Origin of the sequence: Shewanella sp. UCD-KL12 (genome assembly GCF_001957125.1) — a bacterium.
GTDB lineage: Bacteria > Pseudomonadota > Gammaproteobacteria > Enterobacterales > Shewanellaceae > Shewanella.
Map to the genome: position 1 here is coordinate 113,740 of NZ_MPHJ01000006.1, position 23,572 is coordinate 137,311.

Below are 23,572 nucleotides of genomic sequence, written 5' to 3' on the forward strand. Positions count from 1 at the left end.
TTAAGATCCTCTTGATTTATCTCGCAGAATAATAACAATATTTGGTGCATCGGTATCCCTAAATTCTACATCATCAGCTTTTTTACCACGACCAGTCACGCCACCAATTCCACAAGCATCGCCATAGCAAGCTTTCTGATTGGCTGTTAAATCAGCACTTCCTGTTTTGATTTCAACCATGGCTCTACCATTAGCGTCTAACGGAATTTGAGTGACGGGGTTACCATGAATATCAGTTGCACTAAAGCCTTCTGGTATATCTAATGTACCGTTACTCTTCCCTTGAACCACAATATCCGTCCGTGCGACCACACCATCAGAGTTTTTGATTGTTACTTCAGAAACAGTGTCTGCACCTTGCATGTTTAAACTTGAAGCTGCATCCGTTTGACGCTGATTATGGAATTGTCTTGCCGCTTGTAAGTCTACCTTATCTCCGGTTTTTACTGGCTGTTGCTTACCATTTTCATCAATATAGTAATGCCCTTTACTGTCTCTTTTATAAATAGTAGAGCCATCAGCCGTTCTCATACCGCTATCTGTTGCTTTCCCATTTCCTGGCCCAGTAATCGAACCATCTTCATGCTTGGTATACCCACTAGGAAGGCTCTCCCCATCTCCCCCCTTATACTTTTCAAGCGCTGACCCCAGTAGCTTGCCACCAACCTTAGCCGACAAAGCTTCCAATGAAGAAACGCCAGCGCCTACTGTTAGATCCAGTAAAGGGTTAACTTCCCCAGGGTGATTATCCACATAAAGTGAATCAGCAACAGCACCTCCTTCTGTATGCTGATAATCACCAGTAACTTTGTCAAAACCTGCAACCATATCTTGACGACTAAACTCAGCGACAGCCGCACCGGCAGGAACCAATAAGCAAGATAAACCAGCAGATGGTCCGCATCCAACTCCTCCTGCTACTGCTAAAGTTCCACCACCGTAAACACCTAAAGCCCCAGCAACCGCCTGACCAGCCCCACCTACTACAGTCAACTCTTCATCGAGGGATTGAATCGTGTCATTTACATAGATATCCATAAATCCACGTTCAAACTGTCCAGCCTCCTCTTCACCGATCAGAGCTCCAATCGTTACTCCTTGGTCATTTAACCCCTCCCCCATGCTTTGTAGGGTTTTGAGCTCTTTATACAAGGGATCATCTGTAGGCACTCCGTCAGCACAACTGACTGCCGCACAAGCGAGAGCATTAACCTGGGTTTGCGCTATCAGTTGCTCTTCTGTACTTAGACTTGTATCTCTGCCTATCGCCCCCCTAATGCGGTCAAGAGTTTGAGCTTCATCTAATCGAACTCGACTATGCTCAACATTCGCCCCACCAACTTCATCAGCTCTTTGGGTACCAGATGCCACAGCCTGACTATTTCTCAACGAGTCATTAAACCCAGCGCCTCCTGTACTATCTAAGTCACCTCCTGCGGCTTGATCGACTCGGCTCGCGAGTTGTACTCCAAAAGCATCTGCTAAAGCTTCTTGAGTATCATCATGCTCTCCACCTTGCTGTACAGCTTGCAGCTCGATAGTTTCATGACCTAAAGTGTCAATTAAATCAGTTTTGCTAGCTCCATCACCCGCATCAATAAAGATCTCGCCGTTATGCTCGTTGTTTGGATCATTAACAACGCCACCTTTAACGTCAGTTACCAGCATATTCATCAGTGATTCACTGCTGGTCTGATTACCGTCATACAAGGTCACATCTGTTAGCTCGAGACCAAACTTGTCTTGTGCTAAAGCTCCAAGTTCTTGCATGGCAGCAGCGTACTCATCACCGTCACCACTCTTTAACCCTTCAAGAATATAGGCATTTTCAGGATTTCTAAGTAGGTCATTCTTAAGATCTGTTGCTTGTGCGTTATTGTGTAATGCGCTCCAGAAATCCAATAATCCTAGCGCATCACTCTCATTGAGTGAGCCTGCAGCCGCAACGATATCTTCACCAAACTCATGAGTGTCAACAAAGTCATTTTTGATTTGCGCCCTACCGTCCTCACTCAACAATCGATGATCCACTGTTAGATCAACATTGCCCTGCTGCCTGTCAACACTGTAAAACTCTTTGTCGATATTGTCAGTATCACGATTAAGCCCAGCAAGCAGTTCATCATTAGCTGAATCATTGCCCGCACTATCATTAGCCGCAGTGCCAACTTCAACGCCACCAATCGTCACCGCGCCATTACCCAGTGTGGCTAAGGTCTTGCTCTTGTCATAGCTAGACTCATTGCTATAACTAAGGGTACTGGTGTTAAGGGTCATATCTGTGTTGCTTTGGTTTGGATCGTTTACATTAGCCTTGTCACTAATACCGACACTGGTACTGAGCCCTAAACTCTGCTGATTACTAAAGCTGGTGTTATTAAGATCGGTGAAGCTGATTGTGTCTGTGCTAAATGTTAGCTGGCCATTATCAGCTCCATCAGCATCAACTGCGGCAATCAATGCCCCATTGATGGCTGTATTACCTGCGACATCGATATTAACTTCGCTACCCGTAATACTGCTGAGTACTGTTTCTTTGCTTTGGTAACGCCCATTGCTGGCATTAAGGCCCCCATTAACGCTGCTAACGCCTTGGCTTGTGTCACCAACACTGTTAAAGCTGGTCGACGCTGATTTTCCAGTATTCTTGCTGGTGTCACCACCGAAGCTAAAGCCACCGCTAACTCCAAAGCCCTTATTACTACCACTGGCTCTGTTCTGCTTAGACTCAAGCAAGAGGTCGCCACCTATATCTAAGTTGAGACTATTATCTGCCGTGAGATTCCCGCCCTCAATACGAGTGTCTCCCGAGGTAGTAATATTGATATCCGTGCCAGTTAGCGTCGAATTGTTATACGTAGTGGTCTTATCTTTGCTTTGATTACGGTCATAACTGGCACTGACTGTTGGCCCACCTGCCGCGCCCCACACAGTTTGCGCTATGGTGATATTGCCATTTTGGGTCTCACTACTGCTGGCACTGGTATCACGGGAAGCGGTGATGTTAAGTTCGTCAGTGACGATATTAATACCGTTATTAGCCCCTAAATGACTGCCCTGAATATTGACCGAACTAATGGCGTTATTAACTGAAGCATCGCTATTAAGCCCAGTGGCTATATTGATATTGTTGCCGCTGAGGTTGGATGCTAATGAGGTGGTCTGCTCGAAGTTGCTCTCAGTTTGACTGGCTTCAATGTCCAGCTGCACACCTGCGTTGAACCCATAGGTTCCTGTACTCGCTGCCGCTGCTGCTGTCTGTTGAACAAGGCCTGTGGTTTTTGACACCGCATTGGCCGCCGCTAAAGCAACCCCTGCGACATACCACTCTTCATCGCTTTTCACATCTTCAAGCAACTCGCGCATCTCGATGACATCGGCATAGTTAACACCTGGTACACCATTGTTATAATCTGCTTCCAACTGAGTCAGGCTGTTTTCTAGGTTGTCACGCTCCTTTTTATAGGTGCGGTAATCCTTTTCGGCTTGCTTGACCTGATCGTGCGCTTCTTTAACTGCAATAGCGGCTTTGGCGACTTCGACAGCCTGATGCTGCACTACCACACTCATCTCAGCTGAGCCATGAACCTCCTCTAGGCTCTCTTCATAGCTGTTTTCAGCCTCCTTGATAGTGACATTTCCGCCAGCAAGTAAGTTGATGTCACCTGGCGTGGCATCGTTAGCCGCCGTTGTAGCATCGGCGTTGGCAATAAGATCTGAGCCCTCTACCAATATATCGGCCACCGAATCTAATGTGACGTTGCCATTGGCCGTCAAACTTGAACCTTTATGGCTGGTCTCACTGCTACTAAAGTCAACCTTGTCATAGTTAGCATTGGCAATAGAGAGCTTAAGCTGACCATCTTCAACTTTAATGGCATCAGTGGGATTGGTGAGCCCTTTGAGCAAGTCACCAAAACCGACTTCAAGCTGACGCTCACTTGAATAGGTTTCAGTGGTTTCTTTAGCCGCTAACACCTGAATATCACCGATATCGGTGCTCACACCTAGGCTACCTGTCGCAAAGATGTCTGAGCCCACAACAGTGGCACTGCCAGCATCGATATTGATATCGGAGCCCGCATTGAGCAAGCTGCCATAAGCGGTTGTAGACTTTTGCCCCTGCATGCTTTCACTGGAGGAGAAGAAGTTGCCACCTGAAAATAGGCCGCCACTCTCACTTTTTGACTCCACTTGAGATGACTCTTCGGCTGAGGTGATCAAGAGTTCATCAAATGCACTGATATTGATATTGCCGTTGGCAAGCATGTCGCTGCCAGCAATGGTGATGTCATCTGCCGAGATAAGGGTCAAATCACCATTAGCGGCCAGTTGACTGCTGCTCAGTTTTTGCGTTTTCTCGGCATCAAGGTCAGCGCTGGTCGATAGTCCCCAGAAAGCCGATTTAGATTTAGATGCCATCTCATAGTCGGTATAACTTTGGGCTAATACATTAATGTTATCGCCTGCGATGATAGTGTCACTACCAGCGGTGAGCATAGAACCGATAATGTTCACATCGCCGCTTTGCTGCACTGCTATCTGGCCAGAGGCATTCGCTATTGCGTTAAGCAAAATGTTCCCACCAGCCTGCACTACGCTGCCTTGAACAATATCGTGCTGACTCGAGCTAGTCGTCACCTTAGTAGAGAAAAAGCCTTTATCTGTCTCCATGCTGCTGGCAATATGCGACTCAGTCACAGCGTTCAGGTTTAGCTCATTAGCAGCTGCTAAGGTGATATCACCAGCGGCAATAAACTGCGCCCCCTCTGATTGAAGGTTGTTACCGGCAATCACAGATAAGTTACCGCCAGAGCGTAGATCAACCACATCGTAGCTGGTGTCATGTTTTATCTCATAACCGCCTTTAAAGTAACGCTCGCTACCCTGTTTATTTTCGACCGCGCCAAGCAAAATATCATTCGCCGCAGTTAAGCTAATATCGCCATTGGCCGCTAGACTACTGCCCTGCAGGTCTATGTTATTACCCGCGTTCATGCTTAAACTGTTGGTCGAGATTATCTGCGACTCTTCACCAATAAAGGTGTAGGTATTACTGTTTTTGCCTCGCTGATGAGTGCTTTGGCTAAACTCAGTGCGATTGATAATATCGCCACCTGCGTTGAGCATTACGTCACTGCCGGCGATGAGTCCTTGTTGATTGAGAATGTCACCACTTGCATTGATGCTCAGCGCTCCATCAGAGAGCAGGTTAGCGTTATTGGTAAAATCGCCGCCGCTGCTGAGCCACAATTGACTGTCGCCATTAAGCGTCGCGTCATTGGTAAAGTCGCCACCGACATCTAACCATAAGGTGTCGCTGCTTAGGTTAGCGCTATTAGTAAAGTCGCCGCCCATCTGTAAACCCAGTAGCTGTTCGCTATCAAAGTAGGTGGTATCTTGGGTGAGCAAGTCACCTTGGGTTCGTAGAATTAATCCATCGTTCGCGGCAATTCCAGCATCAATCTTAATGCTTTCATCAGCAGTAATATCCATGTATGTGCCAGCACTGATGGTCACTCCATCTTGTAAAAGATCATTTTGACTGACCGCGGCATAGAGGAGTTGCTGTCCATCATCGATAATATCTTTATCGAAACCTAAGCCTTCGGTTAATACCTTAACTTGGTCGTCGGTCATAAACACATTGGCGGAAACCGATACCGCCTCTGTGGCGTCGTTGACCTGCTCGTCCCTGACCTTGCCCTCATGCTCCATTAGCACCTTACTCTCAAGTTGAGTTAAGGTCTCTGCTGCGGCGGTGATCTCCTGTTCGCTAGTTAAACTGCCAGCTTGTGCTATCTGGTAATTATGTTCTGGTGACTGCGCCTCAACACCAAAGCCTCCTGGACCACTGCTTTGATCTTCATGACGCGCTATGGCTATCTCGCCTGTTCTACCAGCCAACTGCTCTTCAGGGGCTAAGCCAATACTATCTATGGGTGTTAAACCTAAATCCTGATCGCCAGCAGCAACCAGATCAGGGTTGACAGCTATCGGTCCATCCTGCATGTGGTAACCACCGGACTCTACTGACGTCGTGATTTGAGGGCGCCACTGTTTCTGATATTGGTTCACCTCGTAGTCATTTTCTAGCAAAGCTGGCTGACCAGTTTCCACGACACTGGCAAATACTAGCTCTGAGTCGTTTTCCTCACTAGTAAGCTTGAGCTCATTGGTTGTAGCATTATCGACATCAAGTCTTCTATCTTGTGCCCAATTGCCTTTATCTGTGGGGTATTGTTTTTTTCCACGCAAAGATGAAGACACATCTTGATTGCTAACGATCTCTTGGCTAACAACCTCAACGCTGTCACTCTCTCTTAGTCTGTGATCAGCATTGCCCGCAATATTCAGCTCATTAGCACCATTAAATGACTGATCTTGCCCTACTAGATCTACATCTGTTGTTATATGAGTGCCTACGCCCTCGGCATTAATATCTTGCCCAGATGTACTTAAATGACTGCCATTGTTATCGACACTTTCCTGTGCGATAAGCCCTATGTCATCACCGCCATTAATGGCCACCTCATTGGCTCCATTAGCGGCTTGATTTTCTCCTGCGACACTCACATTCGTGCCTATATTCGCACTTTGGCCTGTGGCATTACGCCCTTGCCCAGATGTGTTCAAGCTACTGCCGTTGACGCTGTCAACTGAAGCACTCTGCTGACCATTGCTATCGGCGCTATTTCCCCTTGAAGCCGCTCCACGAGAGCCACTGGCACGGGTATCGGCGCTATACTTGTTTCCAGTCTCTGGTGAGGCATCATTGGCTTCTAGCTGACCTGACAGGTTACCAGTGATTGAACCTCCAGCAACTATGGTGCCGTACGCCCCGCCGACATAAGTGGTTTCTGTGTATCTGTCGGTTTCCTCTTCGCTACTCTTGACCAGCATGCCGGGTTCATAACAGGTATAGCGATTATTCTTAGAATTACCCTGCAAACAAGTTTCAACCCAGGTTTCCTTAATCACCCTAACATCTGATATCTCTTTGTTTTGAGCCGTGTTATTCGTTAAGTTGCTACCAGATAAGCTGATATTTCGCCCAGCCGAAATAGTACTGTAATTATTGGTTATATTACCGCTTAAGCTTAAATCGCCTCCTGCGGCAATGATGCCTGTGCTGCCAGTGGCGGTTGCGTTATAAACTGTTGTTGTTTTGGTGGTTTTATCTAGATAAGCATACCTTTTACCTGAAGAGTTATAACTGCCGCCAGTGCTCGGATAGCCTCCCCCAGAGGTGCTTGACGTCGTCTCTCCCTCAACAAAAGTGGTAGAGCCACTACGGTTATTGGTAATGGTTCCAGTAAGACTTAGATTGTTCACCGCCGCTATCGAACCTGCATTATTGGTGATAGTGCCGGTCAATGAAGCATTGCCCGCTGAATAGATACTGCTGCTATTTGTAACATTGCCATCTATGGTGAGATTATTGCCAGCAAACAGTAAGTTGGTGTTGGTTACATGACCATTGATGTCTAATGTATTAGCTGCGGCAATTGTGCCGCTATTGCTGGAGATATTACTATTAACCGTTAACGTACTATTACTGCTTAACGTGCCACTATTGGCGATATTGTTAAAGTTAAGCGAGCCGTTCCCCCCAGCGCTGATGCTGCCAGTATTGGTTAGGTTCTGGCCAGATATGTCCACTAGCCCCGTCGCGGTGATCCTGCCTTGGTTGTTGATGTTATTACCGCCGGTATTCACCGTGATATTTCTGCTGGCGCTCAATGTATCTGAGCTGGCAATGGTTAATCCACCGCGCAATACAATATCCAGATCTTGGCCATTGATAAGGCCGATATTCAACGATTGACTGTCTAGCTTCACTAAACCGTCAGATTGCAATGTACCGCCACTGTTGTTTATTGCAGTAGCACTAATATCCAGCCCTGTTTGGCCAGTGATCATGCCAGTATTAGTCAGCGGTCCAGTCAAATCCAAAGTGACAGTACCGTTGCGGCTGCCCAAGGTTCCACTATTTACGATACTGCCGACATTAGCGCTTAATCCCGTTAGCGACGATATGATACCGCTGTTGGATAGACTCGCGGCTCCATCAATGTTAATTGCACCATTAGATAGGATATAACTCGAGCTGTTGTTATTCTTTATGCTACTTGCAGTGATATTTAGGCTGCCATTTGCCGACGAGGAGATATTACCACCTGTGTTATCAAGCAAGCCCTGAGTAGTAATAGATAAGCGATTGCCATCACTTGAAATCATCCCCTGACGATTATCAATTGACGATGCACTCAGCCTTGAATCTCCGCTGTTAAAGCCGATCAGTTGGCCGCTGGCATTATTAAAAGCACCAGAGGATGCAATATCAAACATACTGGCAATAATGACACCATTGTTATTATTGATATTCCCACCAGCTGTGATATTAAGTTCACCAGAGGTTTGTATTAGTCCTGATTGCTGCTCAATATTGCGCTGACTGTCCAAACTAAGTACACCACTGCCGTTATGAGCGATGATGCCATCAGTATTCGTCAGATTGCCGCCGGTTGTGCTTAAGGAGAAGTGAGTGTTACTCGACTGAATTTTACCATCAGTGTTATCTAATGTTGTGGCAGTGATCTGTCCGCTACCACCACCTAACGAAGTCATTGTGCCTTGGTTGTTATTCAACGACCCGGCTGTAATATCTAGGTTATTGCCTTGAATCACCCCTTTGCTGTTATTCACCGCGCCAGATGTGTTGATTGCCAGCGTACCGTCGGCAACTAAAGAGCCTCCCTGATTATCAACTGCGCTATTGATCTGCAAGTTGCCTTGGGTATAGAGGCTACTATCTGTGTTGGTAAAGGTACTGCCAGTATCAATATTGATACCTTTAACGGCATAGAGACTTCCCGCGCCACTGATATTACCTTTCAAGCTGGCTGTACCGGCTGTTGAAACAACACCACCACTGAGGTTAGTGCTACCCTTATCACCTATGACTAAAGTGCCAGTTCCTGCATGGATCAACTGCCCACTGTTAGTCACAGAGCCTGCAAAGCTCATATTAGCGCCGCTGTTATATAGTGTTCCTTGATTAACCAGTTCACTCACGCCTAAGACTAAAGCACTTGCTGTGCTGCCACTGGCTACTAATACTCCAGTTGCTGCATTGGTGAGCCTTGTTCCACTAAAGCTGGCATTACTGGCTTCTACACGGCCGCTATTTTCAAAGCCTGCAAACCCATTAGCAGACAAGTTGCTCGCAGACATTGTGCCTGAGTTAGCAATATTCCCCGCAGATAAATTGAGATCTTGCTGACTATAAAGCAGCGCACCGTTATCAATAGCGGCCGCGCTAAGACTGAGTCCATTGATGGCTGAAATACTGCCCAGGTTATCTATCTGCTTATTACCTGCATCGACACTGATATTTTTACCGACGATCACGCCACTTGCGTTATTGTCTAATCCACCGTTTATTGTGAGGCTGTTGGCCGCTTGGATCTGACCTTGATTGCTTAACGTATTTGCCGAAAGCGCTAAGTTACCCTTTGATACTATGTCCCCCGAATTGTGTAAGCTACCAGAGTTAGCGATAGAGAAAGTGCCGCTGCCCTGATGGATAAGGGCCCCACCAGCATTATTAAATCCACTTAACACCATGTCCCAGTTCTGGGCGTAGCTGGCTAATGTCCCTTGGGTATTGTTGAGCGAATTAACGGCCGACATATTCAGTGAGTTATTGGCGCTACTAGTGGCTAATATGGTGCCGCTGCTATTATCCAGCGCTGTTGCAGCTAACACCACTTGGTTGGCAGAGATTGCCCCTGCCTTGTTGCTAATGCTGCCTGCACTGTCTAAATTGACCGTTTGTGCCTGCACCGTACCGCTATTATTGATAATAGCCCCGGCATTGATAGCCAGATTGCCATCGGCCAACAGTACACCGCTGGTATTATTGACCTCACCACCAGCCCTTAAGTCTAAGGAGTTAGCTGCGAAGATTATTCCCCCTTGGTTGTTGGCATTGCCTGACAGCGCCATGGTTAAATCTGCTGCCGATTCGATACGTCCAGCGCCATTGCTTAAACTAGCCAAAGTCAGTCTTTGACTGCCTTGTGAACTGAGCATTCCGTTATCATTAACCAATGAATTCGCCGTTAAGGCTAGCTGCCCTTGGGTGACTAAGCTGCCAGCGCTGTTATTTATATTGCCGCCATCAAGCGTTAACGTGCCACTGCCTTGATGCAGCACAGCGCCGCCTTGGTTACTCAAGCTGTTAGCAGTAATCAACATCGAATTGGCATCAGTTGCAAGTAAACCACCTCTGTTATCAAGGGATTGACTATCGATGCGATATACTGTGCCCGCACCTGTGATACGGCCACTTCGGTTATTGAGGCTGTCACTGACGAGGGTTAATTGGTTATTGGCATGAATACTGCCACTAAGGTTATTGATATCACCACCATTAATGCTGACATCACCTATGGCTTCAACAGTTCCTGACTGGTTACTTAAGTCGCCAGATAGAGCAATATTTCCAGAACTCAGCAACTGGCCATTATCATTAACAAGATTCGTCGCCGATAGCAGGCCATCACCTAATAACAAAATGGCGCCCTGGTCATTATTAACCGAGCGAACGCCACTTAAATCCAAATAGGCATTAGCACCATCACTTGCAAGCACAGTGCCTTGGCTGTTATTCAATGATTCGCCACTCAGTGCGACTTGAATACCTGAGAGCACTCCACCAATGTTACTTAAATAACTGGTACTACTAAGAGTGACATTTTGAGCTTGTACTGTGCCGGCATCATTTGAGAAACTGCCGGCTTCGATATCAATGCCACCATTTGCAAGTATGACTCCGGCATTATTATTGAACCCGTCAGCGGCCTTTATCTGTAATCCGCTCGCGCCATAAATAACCCCAGCCTGATTGTTCGCGCTACCTTGTAACTCGATACTCAAGTTACCCGCCGATTCGATATGACCATTGACTGAGCTTAAACGATTTAAATTCATCGTCTGATCTGTCAATGATGAGATAAAGCCAGCATCGTTATTCAGCTCATCACCAGTAAAGTGCGCAATGCCGCTCTCAATACGGCCACTATTGCTCAGCTGTTCAAACCCCTCTACCGTCACACGATTTGCCGAAACAGTCCCTAAATTCGCCACAGTGTTAGCACTAAGTAGTAAGTCCTGCTGACTGTATAGCAAACCACTATTGTCAACGACTGAGCCGCTCATCTCGAGTCTGGTATTCGCCGAAATATAGCCTTGGTTATCAATTGATTCTGCACCAGCATTGACACCTACCTGGTTGGCGGCCAGCACGCCCGTACTGCTATTATTTAGCCCACCATTCACTGTTAGCTCATTAGCTGCCTGAATTTGCCCTTGGTTATGGGTGTCTTGCGCCGATAACACTAAGTTACCGTTTGACAGCAGATCCCCTGAGTTTTGCAATGTTCCACTATGGCTCAAGGTCAGTGTTCCCTGTCCTTGATGAATAATGCTACCGTCGGTATTATCAAAACCCGTTAACACCATGTCCCAGTTTTGGGCATAGCTGGCTAATATCCCTTGGGTATTATTGAGGGAGTTAACGGCTAACAAATTCAATGCATTATTCATGCTGCCTGTAGCCAATATGGTGCCACCAGTATTGTCCAGCGCTGTTGCAGCTAATGTCACTTGGTTGGCTGAAATTGCCCCCGCCTTGTTGCTTATGCTGCTCACACTGTCTAAATTGACTTCTTGTGCCTGCACCGTACCGCCATCATTGATGATAGATCCGGCATTGATAGCCAAATTCCCATCAGTCAACAGTACACCGCTGGTATTATCAAGCTCACCATCGGCCTTTAAATCCATGGAGTGAGCCGCGAAGATTATTCCCCCTTGGTTACTGGCATTGCCTGACAGCGCCAGGGTTAAATCAGCTGCCGATTCGATACGTCCAGCGTCATTGCTTAAGCTACCTAATGTCAGGCTTTGACTGCCTTGTGAGCTGAGCATTCCATTGTCATTAACCAGTGAGTTAGCCGTTAGGGCTAGCAGCCCTTGTGTGACTAAGCTGCCGGCGCTGTTATTTATAGTGCCGCCATCAAGCGTTAACGCGCCACCGCCTTGATGCAGCACTGAGCCGCCTTGGTTATTCAAGCTATTAGCAGTAATCAACATAGAATTGGCATCGGTTGCGAGTAAACCGCTACCACTGTTATCTAGGATTTGACTATCGATGCGATATACTGTCCCCGCACCTGTTATGCGCCCACCTTGGTTATTCAGGCTGTCGCTGACGAGGGTTAACTGATTAGTGGCATGAATACTACCGCCAAGGTTATTGATATCACCACCATTGATGTTGACATCACCGATAGCTTCAACCACTCCCGACTGGTTACTCAAGTCGCCAGATAGGGCTATATTGCCTAAGCTCAACAACTGACCATTATCATTGATAAGATGAGTCGCAGATAACAATCCATTACCTAGCATTAAAATCTCACCTTGAGTGTTGTCAATGCCAGAAGCGAGCTTTAACTCTTGTCCCATCGACTGGATCAGGCCTGATTGATTGTTTACTTGGTTAACTGAATTGATAATTAATGACTCACCAAACTCGCCACTGGCATAGATGGTGCCATTTTGGTTGTCCAAATCGATAGTATTGATTTGCAAAAGTTCGGCAACGAGTGTGCCTGTATTTTTTATCTCTTGTGTATCTAGGTTTAACGATGAGCTACCTATGACCCCTGTGTTAGTGAGATCGGTGACCGCTAGATTGAGTTGATTATTTGCGCTGATCTCGCCATCGTTTGATAGCGAGTTCGCAGTAATAGAAAGACTTTCAGCACCTTGATGAAGCAATACCCCATTGCTATTATTCAAGCTTGCTAGGTTTATTTTGCCCTGACCCGACTGGTTATAGATCAGTCCATCTTGGTTATTAAGATCTGCGACGAGAGTCAGATTAACGCCCTGTGCGGATAAAACCTGTCCTTTTTGGTTATCGAGTGAGCTAGCATTTAAATGCAACTTGCCTTCGGCAACCAGCAAGCCTTCGCGATTATCTATCTTGCTCTGTGCATCTAAGCTAATATCTGATGATGCCTGAACTATGCCTTGATGATTATTTAAGCCCCCAATCAAGGATAAATGAATATCACCTAAACTGGTGATAGTACCTTGTTGATTATTAAGCTGATCATTTTGGGCTAAGTCTAGTACGCCACTACCTGTATGGCGTATGACACCCAGTTGATTATTGATGGTTTGTCCAGTCGTACTCCAATCAGTACTATTAACCTCTAATAATCCTCCTTGGCTATTATCAAGTAGGCCTGAAAAACTAAAACTATCCCCTTTCGATAATACGATGCCTGACTGGTTATTTATCTCTGCAAAGCTAAGCGCCATACTCGCAGACGACTCTATGATCCCATTTTGGTTATCAAGCCTATTACCCAATAACGCCACATTTTGGGCACTGACAACACCCGCACTATTATTCAGCTGCAGGCTATCAATCGTTAAGTCATTCTCGGCGCGGATCAGCCCCGCTATATTAACAAGCGTTTCACCTTTCAAACTCAAATCACTTGCTGATGCAATAACACCATTATGGTTAACAATATCGCCAGCTTGAAGCGCCAATTTAGCGCCTTCAGTGATTATGACGCCATCTTGATTAGATAAACTATCACGAACTGCAAAATCAAGGTTCTCCCCTTGGGCGCTGATCTCGCCATTATGGTTACTCAGTGAGTTGACAGTAAAACTTGCGCTCCCTTGTGTCTGAACCACGCCATTATCGTTGTTTAAACTTTCACCAGACAAAACTAAATCAGCTAACGCGTACACCTGGCCACGATTATTTACCAAACTAGTTAGCGCTAATGCGCCACTGCCTGTATGCACCAGCATGCCATTGGTATTATCTATTGCTTGAGTCAATGTGAGAGTGTCACCGCTACTCTGGATCAAACCAGTGTTAATGATGCCATTAGTCACATCCAATACCAGTGATTCAGGGCTGGTACTGCTTGATAGTAAAACACCGGCGTTAAGTAAGTCCTCGGACTCAATAACAACTCGGTTAGCTTGAATATTTGCTTGGTTATCTATATTGGTTGCACTCAGAGATAACAGATCTGCGTTAATCATGCCCTGGTTATCAATACTTTTAGCTGTAAGCTGTAAACCTTGGCTTGATGAAATAACACCTGCGGTATTTTGCACACTATCTGATATCAATAGGCTGAGATTATCACCGCCTTGCTGCAGGATTAACCCTGAGTGGTTTTGCAATTGCCCAGCATTGATGGTGGCACTATCAGCCGTTGTGACCAACTCACCAGTGGTATTGTCGAATAATTGGCTAACCGCTAAATCTAACCCCAGTTTTGCCTCGATTCGCCCCTGCTGATTGATAAGGTTATTACTGACAAATGCAACCCGATCGCCCAATATTTGGCTACCCGTGTTATCGATAATTCCTGAGTTAATTGCTATATCATTGGCTAATATCTGCCCAGATACTTGGTTCAAGCTGGAGTTGTCGAGGCTTGAAGCAGTAATATCAAGCCGCTGCGCAGCTATCGTGCCAGCTTGGTTATTAAGATGTTGAGTGGCATTAATGACTAATGCCTGTTCACCAGAGGCAAGCAGCTTTCCATGAGTGTTGTTCACTTCTACCGCATTTATTACAAGCCCAGCATCAGACTGAATTAACCCATCAAGGTTAATCAATGAGTCTGTGTTTACAGCGAGCAGACCTTGGCTAAATATTTGGCCATCTTGATTGTCCAAAGCAGAGCCGACATCCATTGTGAGCTCGCCTGCACCAACTAACGCGATACTGCCTCGGTTAACCAGCGTATCACTGGTTAACGCCCCACCAGCGGCAACAATATCGGCGTTATTGGTTAACGAGTCAGTCTCAATGTTGAGGTTTGACGCCCCTAAATATCCTTGGTTAGCGATTGAGTCACTTTGAATAGAGAGGTTATCAGCACTCATCACTCCCGTTGAGGTTAAGTTTGTTGCGATGATATTTAAACTAGGCGTTTGCTCAGCACTTATGTTCGCCAGTGCCTGTTCACTCGCTATCAGATATCCATCGTTGATTAAGTTGCTGACATTAACATGCCCTTTCCCCACTTCGATAACACCGGTATGTTTGAGCTCGCTAGCCGTTACATCCAACTCTCCAGCTAAAATACTCCCTGAGTTGTCGACATTAGTGGCTATCACGTCTAGCAAGCCAGCCTCTACAACACCTTTATTCTCCAATACGTCAGTGTTAATGATCAGCCCAGATGCTGAACTTAGAATTGCAGAGTCAAGATTTGAAATCATCGATGAAACTAGACTTAACTCTCCTTGACCTGCAAATGTGATCGCACCTGAGTTGAGTAGTGAGTCAGCTTGAATTATCGCTTCGCCACCGCCAGCATAAATCACTCCACCTAGGTTATTCAGTGTTTGTGTAACGCTAAGAGCTAAAGACTTCCCTTCAGAATCAAACCCGACAATTTCACCAGCTTCATTAAGTAAGCTATTGGCCGTAATGCTTACCTGTCCACCATGAATATTGCCTTCAATGTTGTTAAGTGCGGTGGTGTGAATAATCAATTCACCTTGGCTGTTGATGGTTCCGTTCAGGTTCTCCAACTGGCTGGCAGAAAGCTGTAAAGCCGTGTTGCCAGCTAACAGCCCAAGATTGGTGACTTGGGTAGCGTCGATCACTAAGTGATTGGCGACAATAGCGCCTTCGTTAGTTAAAGTATGAGTATTGATGTCGGCATTATCGGCAAGGATTTCACCGTTTTGTCCTTGACGTAAACTATCAGTAGTGAGGCTCAGTTCAGCGGCTGAAATGGTGCCATCAGAGTCTATGCTCTGACTGTTAATCACTAAACTATCCGTTGAAGTTATCTGCCCGCTTAACGTGTTATCTATTTCATCAACATCAAAAATACTGTTATTTGCCGCCACCAATCCATGATGATTAATCAACTGTTGGCTCTCGAGCTCGAGGTTTTGATAAAATTCAAGACGCCCTTGGTTATTATTGACCTGTATCGCTTGCACACTGTTATTGGTTGCGTTACTGCCGATAATCCCTTGCCTGTTATCTAATAGTGCTTCAACATTTATACTTACCTGATCGCCACCGGTTACGAGTAATACACCATTTTGATTGTTGAAATTGACTGTATTTAGCACAGTATTTTGGCCCGTTTGTATCAGACCATCAGTGTTATCAAGTAAGTCGGTATCTAACGCTAGCGTCCCATCGACTAAAATCATGCCTTGGTTGCGAATATCAGCACTGCTAAATTGTGCATCCCCAGCTTCTATGACACCTAAGTTAATAATATTATCAACAGACATGACTAACTGGCTGGCGCTAATCCCTGCAGTAGCAGTATTGAGCAATCCTGACATATTTAATGTCATAAGCCCTTTGCTGGCTAACGTGCCTGTATTTGTAAGCTCTTCTGCATCTATCTCCATATTCCCCATTGATGCAATGACTCCGGCCTCATTGCGCAATGTATCGAAATTGAGATTGAGTGCCTGATCCGACTGATTAAAAGCCTCAATTACGCCATTTTTATTAATTAACTCTGAGCCAGATAAACCGATCGTCCCCGCAGATAACCTTCCGCCTTGGTTGTTGATAGTTTGGCTTACACTTATTTCCATAGCGCCCTGATCTAGCACCATGATATTGCCACTATCATTATTTATCTTGTCCGCAATCAATCTAGCTTGCTGACTCGATTGGATTAAACCTGACTCATTGCTCACATTAGCGGCTTCGAGTTCTAAAGCTCCAGCAGTAAAGATAGCCCCTGATTGGTTTAATAAATCTGCAAGAGGCGCTATCGTCATTTTGCCTTGTCCGCTATGAACTAAGGTGCCATATTGGTTATCTAGGTGTAGATTGCTTAACGTAAAATCATCACTATCGGTGACTATGCTGCCTCGGTTAACGAGGTTGTCAGCATCAATGGTTAACTCTCCCGTTTCACTGCTTTCAGCTTGATGGTCATTCACAGCCCTAATTAATCCACTATTATTTAGTTGCGATACCGACAAATTGGCATACTGACTAATAATGCTGCCTTGATTCTCTAGTCCTAATGCATTTAATTGAATAATCTCGCTGATGAAACTGCCTGTATTAGTCATATCCAAGGCATTAAGCTCAAGGCTTTGGGCACTTAACACACCGACAATGTTATGCAGCTCTGTTGTTTCTACTAATAGCTGTTGTTCGGCCTCTATATAGCCTTGATCATTTGTCAGTTTATCGGTGTCAATGAAGACACTCTGTCCAAGTAAAGAGCCCTGTCGGTTAACCACCTCATCAGCTGTAACATTAAGCCTATGACCCGCAGAAACCTGCCCTTGCTGATTAGTAAACACAGGTACGCTAAGTGACAGGTCGGTATTAGCCCACAATAAACCTTCATCATTGTTGAAGTGCTTAGTATCAATCGCTAGCAGCTCTGACCCAATATGAACAATCTGACCTTTTTGGTTATCTATCTCTTCTGCCGATAAACTAAATGCCTGACCTGATGACTGTATAACCCCTTCTACATTACTTAAACTACGGGTTACATTGAGTACCAAGCTGTTGTCTTGCGTCCCAGAAGCTAATGTCAGCCCCTGATCATTTACAAAATCTTGAGCATGTACGCCAACGATATCTCCCTGAACTATACCTTGTTGGTTATTAACTTCTGGCGCGGTAAGATTGATTTGATTTCCTAAGATGATGCCTTGGCTGTTATCTAACCGCTCAGTAAGCTCAAGCTTCATTTCACCTGAGCCTAGGTGGGTTATACTCCCGGATTTATTGCTCAAAGAGTCTGTACTTAGCTCAACATTTTCACTGCTAAACTGCAGCAGTCCATTATCGTTATTCAGTGTGTTGATAACTTGAATGTCAGGTGAGGCTTCAGCGGCAAATAGCAGGTTACCGCTGTTCATAATGTCATTCACGTAGAGACTAGTTTGCTCTTTTGCCTCGAAAGTCCCGCTGTTAGTAAATTGACTTGTCTCAGCGCTCAACTGGCCCAAAGAGAGCCAATCACTGTGATTAACAATACTATCAGCCGCATGAATATTACTGTCACCTTCAGTGACTAGCATGCCACTATTGAGTGTTAACGATTGACCTTCAAAACTAAATATTCCCGACTCGCCAAACTGATAAATACTTCCTTGTTCGAGCTCAAGAGCATCGATATTAAACTCGATATTTACAGCCTGAACATCACCTGAGTTGACGAAAGCTTGAGCATTAATAGTCAAATCACTCGCACTTAGACTTCCTTGATTATCCAATATGTCAGAGTCTATATTTAACCGGTCAGCTTGCAGCGTTCCTTCAGCTAGATTCGACAAACTTGAAGCAGCTAATGAGATATCAGAGGCATTAACGATACTGCCTTGGTTAACCAACTCCCCTTGGCTATCAATATTCAAACTCGCGCCAGTCGTTAACTGTCCTTGCAAGTTTAAGCCTGAATAAACAGCACCATTTTGATATATGTTATTGGCAACAATATTGAGTTCATCGCCAGCAGCCAGTGTTCCCTCGTTAATTAAATCTTTCTCAGTGTTAACCTCTAAATTTGTAGAATAAGTGCTTCCTAAGGTCACAATATCGCCGAGGCTAGAAGATAAGGTTAACGAGTCATTTGCCATGGTATCTTTAAGTCTCAGCTCACCAGTAGCGGTTAACTCCATCTCATTGACAGCATTAAAAACACCATCACTTCGAACCCCAACCCCCGCTTCTGTTGCTATTAAGGTGATATTGTTTGCGTACATACCTCCAAGACTTGAAGCGTCGAGAGCAAAATCAACATTTGCTCCCCCTTGACTGACAATTGGCGTGATCTCACCGGTTGTGTAATCGTAGTAATTAACTCCGGTCACTAAATTGAGGTTGTCACCATAAAGAGCAGCATTGAGGATTATAGCTCGGCTCAAAATATCAAACTGACTGATATTACTGGCATTCATTCCAGTACCATCAAATACCACACTGCCTTTTGATACATCAAAACCAAGTAGCTGGCCATCGAGAAAGTCTGGTACTCCTGTCGTGAAGGTGACTTTTGGCGTGTTAATAAATCCACAACCGTTACATGTAATTCCATTCTGGTTTGCCAATACAAACTCTGCCGCACTACCTAGCACTTCGCTATAACCTAAAAGGCTTGAGCTTGAGCTGCCGGTAACTTCTGCAAGAATGATTTTCGCACTGCCACCGCTTAACCTGCGGTTACCATCAGTCCATCCCCCTAAAGCTGATATCAAGGGGTTACTGCTGTTATTGAGAATTAGTCCATTGGCAGATACATTGTATTTATTGAATTTGTTGTGGGAAACACCAGCTTTACTGGCCTCTGCAATGTCTATGACCAAGGTGCCATTAGCTGAATACTTAAGGCCTGCTTGATTATTACCACTTGCATTAGTGTCGACCTCAACACCTGCGCTCTTAATCATCTGTAGCGCTACTTCATTCCTCTCATTCGCTTGAACAGCAAGCAGGAGTGGATTAAAAGTCATCACAAAAATTAATGAGTAGCTTGTTATTTTACGCAGTTTGTAATTCATCAGCTTTCCTTGCTAAAAATTGATGCCGACAGTGATATCGAACACATAATCCTCTGCATTCAAAATATCTGGCATTCTTAACGCTCTTGCATATGAAGCACTTAAATTTATATTTCTGTATGAGCCTCTAAACCCTGCTATCGCCCCAGCCATCCACTCTGATTCTAAATCCGGATACTCAGGTAGATTAGATATCCCTACATCTACACCGGCAAATAAACTCAGATTTACGGGGTTGAGCCAACTCACATTTATTGGCGTGTTAAAATCATTTCTTAGATAGCCGCCGTGATAGCCGAATAAACTGTCGTTTGCGATACCGCGAACTGAGTAGCGCCCACCAACAGACAAGCCCTCAGAGGTCAAAATCTCTGCGGGAGAGCTCAGCAAATGGATTGAAGAGAGGTATTGAATATATTGTGCCCCCAACTCAAAAGAGGTAGAGAAAGAGAGGTCTAATTGATATTTGGTAAACTGATAATCCAACTCTGCTTCAACTAAGTTTGTTGATGCGTCAAACCAAGGAACACTATGATCTATTTGGGCTCGGCCATTAAATGAACCAAAATTAAAGTAACGCGTATAGTCAGCTGATACTTGCCATATATAGAGCGTTCTTGAAGAGGTCTCTAGATATACATCTTCGATATAATTTTTGTTCTCTTTACGCACAAAAGAAGCTGCAACATTAATTTTGTCTCTTTCACCGCGATAAAGCATATGTTCAACTTTGGCACTCGTATTTAATGATGAACCATGTGTAAAAAAGTTAACAACATTCCCTAATACAGTTTGCCCATACTCAAAATAAGTTCCATTGACAGAAAAAAACCAATAACCATATGGAATGTTACCGATAAGCGAATAACTACGAGACTTGGACTCTGGTAAGTCGTGCTCACCTATATTGGATGAAAAAGAAGTAATCAAGCTATCATTAAGACCGAATAAATTATCGTATATCAGGTATCCATCGAGTTGATATAATCCCGTCTCTTCAATTCCAGTATTACTAACACTTAACGAACCACGCCATGAAGGCGATATATGATTATTAACAACAACAACTGAGCTGCCTTGAGAGTCGCCAGGAGATAAAGCTGTGGTCGCTTGGTTTTGACCAAGCCTGTTTAAGTTTTCTAGCCCTTGCTCAATATCTCTTAGGTTCAACACATTGCCATTTTCGATAGGAAATGACATTGCTAACTGCCTGTCCGTCAACGTTTGTTCAGAAGCAAGAATAGACTGTAAGTATCCCTCTACAACGACAATGACTAACTGCCCACTAGATAGATCTTGAGGCTTAATATAAGCACGGCTGGTAATGTAACCGTTCGCAATATAATGATCTGATATTTCGGTAACTAACTGGTTTATAATGGTAAGGCTTAAGCATCTATGATTATACTTTTGAGCAACACCCTCAATTGCCAACTCACCGAACACGGTAACACCTTCGATAGTTATATCGCTTATATCGAAGCAAGGCCCATCACTTTCAACGGTTTGTTTTAGTTCTTGTTCAGCCTCTGTGACATCGATAAATATATCTTGCTTATTGATGAGTGGAGTAATTTTATTTTCAACTCTGGTCATCCCTTGTTTTATCAATTTTTCATGATGGTCATTTGTAGTTTTGGCAAAGACATATCCCGATGATATCGAGAATAAAGTCGATAAAACAAATACAAAAATAACTAACGAGCGCCAACTTTTCGACATGACTAAAAATCCGTTTTATAACACTCAATATAAATGAATGTTCAAGCCAAAACTAAATAGTATTGATAATCAAATAGAGGAAGGGCAAGAAACGAGGGCTACTCAATAAGCCTGTTTGACAAGCTAAAGGAATTGATTAGGTAGTCCCACCATCTGAAAATATTACTCAGACTGGTAACTTTGCGTATAAGCCTCGCGACTTACTTGCCTTTATCTATTTACAAATATTATACACAAACAAAACATTAACGCCAACATATTGACGCAAATTAAAAACGAGTTGTAAACGTATATCTATTAAAGGAATTTAATATCGTGCAAAAGGCATAAAATAGATAAATACACTAGGTTAAACGAGAATCTAATAGTTCCAGACACACTTTAAATCTATAAGTAATTAAAACAAATAAACTATTAACATTGAATCTCATGAATAATCTTCCAGTTTACCTTCCTACCTCCACTTTCATCTTATAGATCCGTAAAAACATAAAACAAACAACTACCAACACAAGAGTTAACAGTTAGCTTACACAAAAGTACATGATGCAATCTGCTCTCGTTCAGTTACAATATAAATACTCAAAAAGTTGTAATAACTATTCTGTTTGAGTGATTAATTTCATCAAGCAATAGAATCGTTTTACATACTAGATTTAAGGGGGTAACCTTGCCCTCCTTAAACTGAATGGATATTCATGCTTAATTTCAATTCGGACGAAATGTTAACTTATTGCTATTGGGCAACGAACAGTAATTTAGGTACAAAAAGTGGCTGAAAAACAAACTCATAACATAAAAACGATACTGACGTTTATCATACCGTCTTTAATAGGCTTGCTCCTGTTTATGACACCGATTAGCTACCAAGATGCTATCACTATCCCGATTGCTATTGTCTCTAAAGGCTTGCAAAGCCTACTTGGTGATACGATAACGGCTATCGTCACTGCAATCATTGTGATAACGACAACGGCAAGTGTATTAACTAAGCTCTTTAAACCAGCAGTCATCATCAATCATGCATTCTTTAATGCTCTATTGAATGTCACGCCTGCTTGGTTGGTCGTGCGTTTGCTTGGTGCAATATTTGTTGTAATGACCTTCTTCGGTGTTGGACCGGAGGCAATTACATCTGGTGATACTGGCGCGCTGATCTTAAATGATCTGCTACCTTCTTTGTTTAGCGTATTCATTTTTGCGGGTATGTTGTTGCCACTATTGATGAACTTTGGCTTGCTGGAATTTATCGGCACGCTACTAACTAAAATAATGCGTCCCGTTTTTAACTTACCAGGCAGAAGTGCAGTAGATTGTATGGCTTCTTGGTTAGGTGACGGCAGCGTCGCTATCTTAATGACAAGTAAGCAATATGAGAAGCGTCTCTATACTCAAAGGGAAGCTGCGGTTATCGGTACAACCTTTTCTGCAGTCTCTATCACCTTCTCATTAGTTGTGATCACTCAGGTTAAACTTGAGCACATGTTTGTGCCTTTTTACCTAACTGTGTGTTTAGCAGGTATTCTGGCCGCAATCATAGTACCTAAACTACCACCACTGCGCTGGAAGAAAGATCACTACATAGATAACACACCAAGACACCCAGATGATGAGATGATCCCACAGGGTCATGGCATCTTCTCTTGGGGCATGCATCAAGCACTGGCCAAAGCAGGCCAGGCAAACGGTATCAAGCAAACATTTAAAGATGGCATCAAGAATGTCATCGATATGGTCTTTGGTGTTATCCCAGTGGTTATGGGTATCGGTACTATTGCCCTTGTGATAGCTGAATATACGCCGTTTTTTGAATATTTAGGTATGCCGTTTATTCCACTGCTTGAGCTGCTACAAGTACCTGAAGCTGCTGCAGCCTCTCAAACGATTGTGGTTGGTTTTGCTGATATGTTCCTACCGTCGATTCTAGCGAGCTCGATAGAGTCAGATATGACCCGCTTTATCATTGCCGCGCTATCTGTCACTCAGCTTATCTATATGAGCGAAGTCGGTGCACTACTGATGGGAAGTAAGATCCCAGTAAATATCTTCGAGCTTTTTGTGGTATTTATCTTAAGAACATTAGTCACTCTGCCTATTATTGCAGGTGCAGCTCACCTTATCTTTTAAGAGATAACGAAACAAAAAAAGAGTGGCTTTGCCACTCTTTTTTTTGTGCTAAACCCAGACAAACATAGCGCTTTGCGCGTTAGCCTCTAAA

General features: G+C 44.3%; 3 protein-coding genes and 1 riboswitch. Of the genes, 1 reads left to right on the top strand and 2 read right to left on the bottom strand.

The genetic code is table 11. The annotated features are described in order from the left end of the window. Positions 1–19,632: a filamentous hemagglutinin N-terminal domain-containing protein gene (locus BM736_RS12770; RefSeq protein WP_076412720.1), complete on the bottom strand. Its 19,632-nt coding sequence runs from the start codon at positions 19,630–19,632 to the stop codon at positions 1–3. Positions 19,633–19,644: 12 nt separating this feature from the next. Next, complete coding sequence (locus tag BM736_RS12775) at positions 19,645–21,354, bottom strand: ShlB/FhaC/HecB family hemolysin secretion/activation protein (protein ID WP_076412722.1); 1,710 nt, start codon at positions 21,352–21,354, stop codon at positions 19,645–19,647. Between the two features lie 136 nt (positions 21,355–21,490). Further along, positions 21,491–21,573: riboswitch (cyclic di-GMP riboswitch) on the bottom strand. Positions 21,574–22,125: 552 nt separating this feature from the next. On the opposite strand from BM736_RS12775, the gene BM736_RS12780 reads away from it, so the two are divergent. Next, on the top strand, positions 22,126–23,481 hold the full coding sequence (locus BM736_RS12780; RefSeq protein ID WP_076412724.1) for a YjiH family protein: 1,356 nt from the start codon (positions 22,126–22,128) through the stop codon (positions 23,479–23,481). Positions 23,482–23,572: the final 91 nt, after the last annotated feature.

Excerpts from the sequence above, each read along its gene's own strand:
- BM736_RS12770 (WP_076412720.1), bottom strand. The coding sequence starts at position 19,632 with ATGAATTACAAACTGCGTAAAATAACAAGCTACTCATTAATTTTTGTG.
- BM736_RS12775 (WP_076412722.1), bottom strand. The coding sequence starts at position 21,354 with ATGTCGAAAAGTTGGCGCTCGTTAGTTATTTTTGTATTTGTTTTATCG.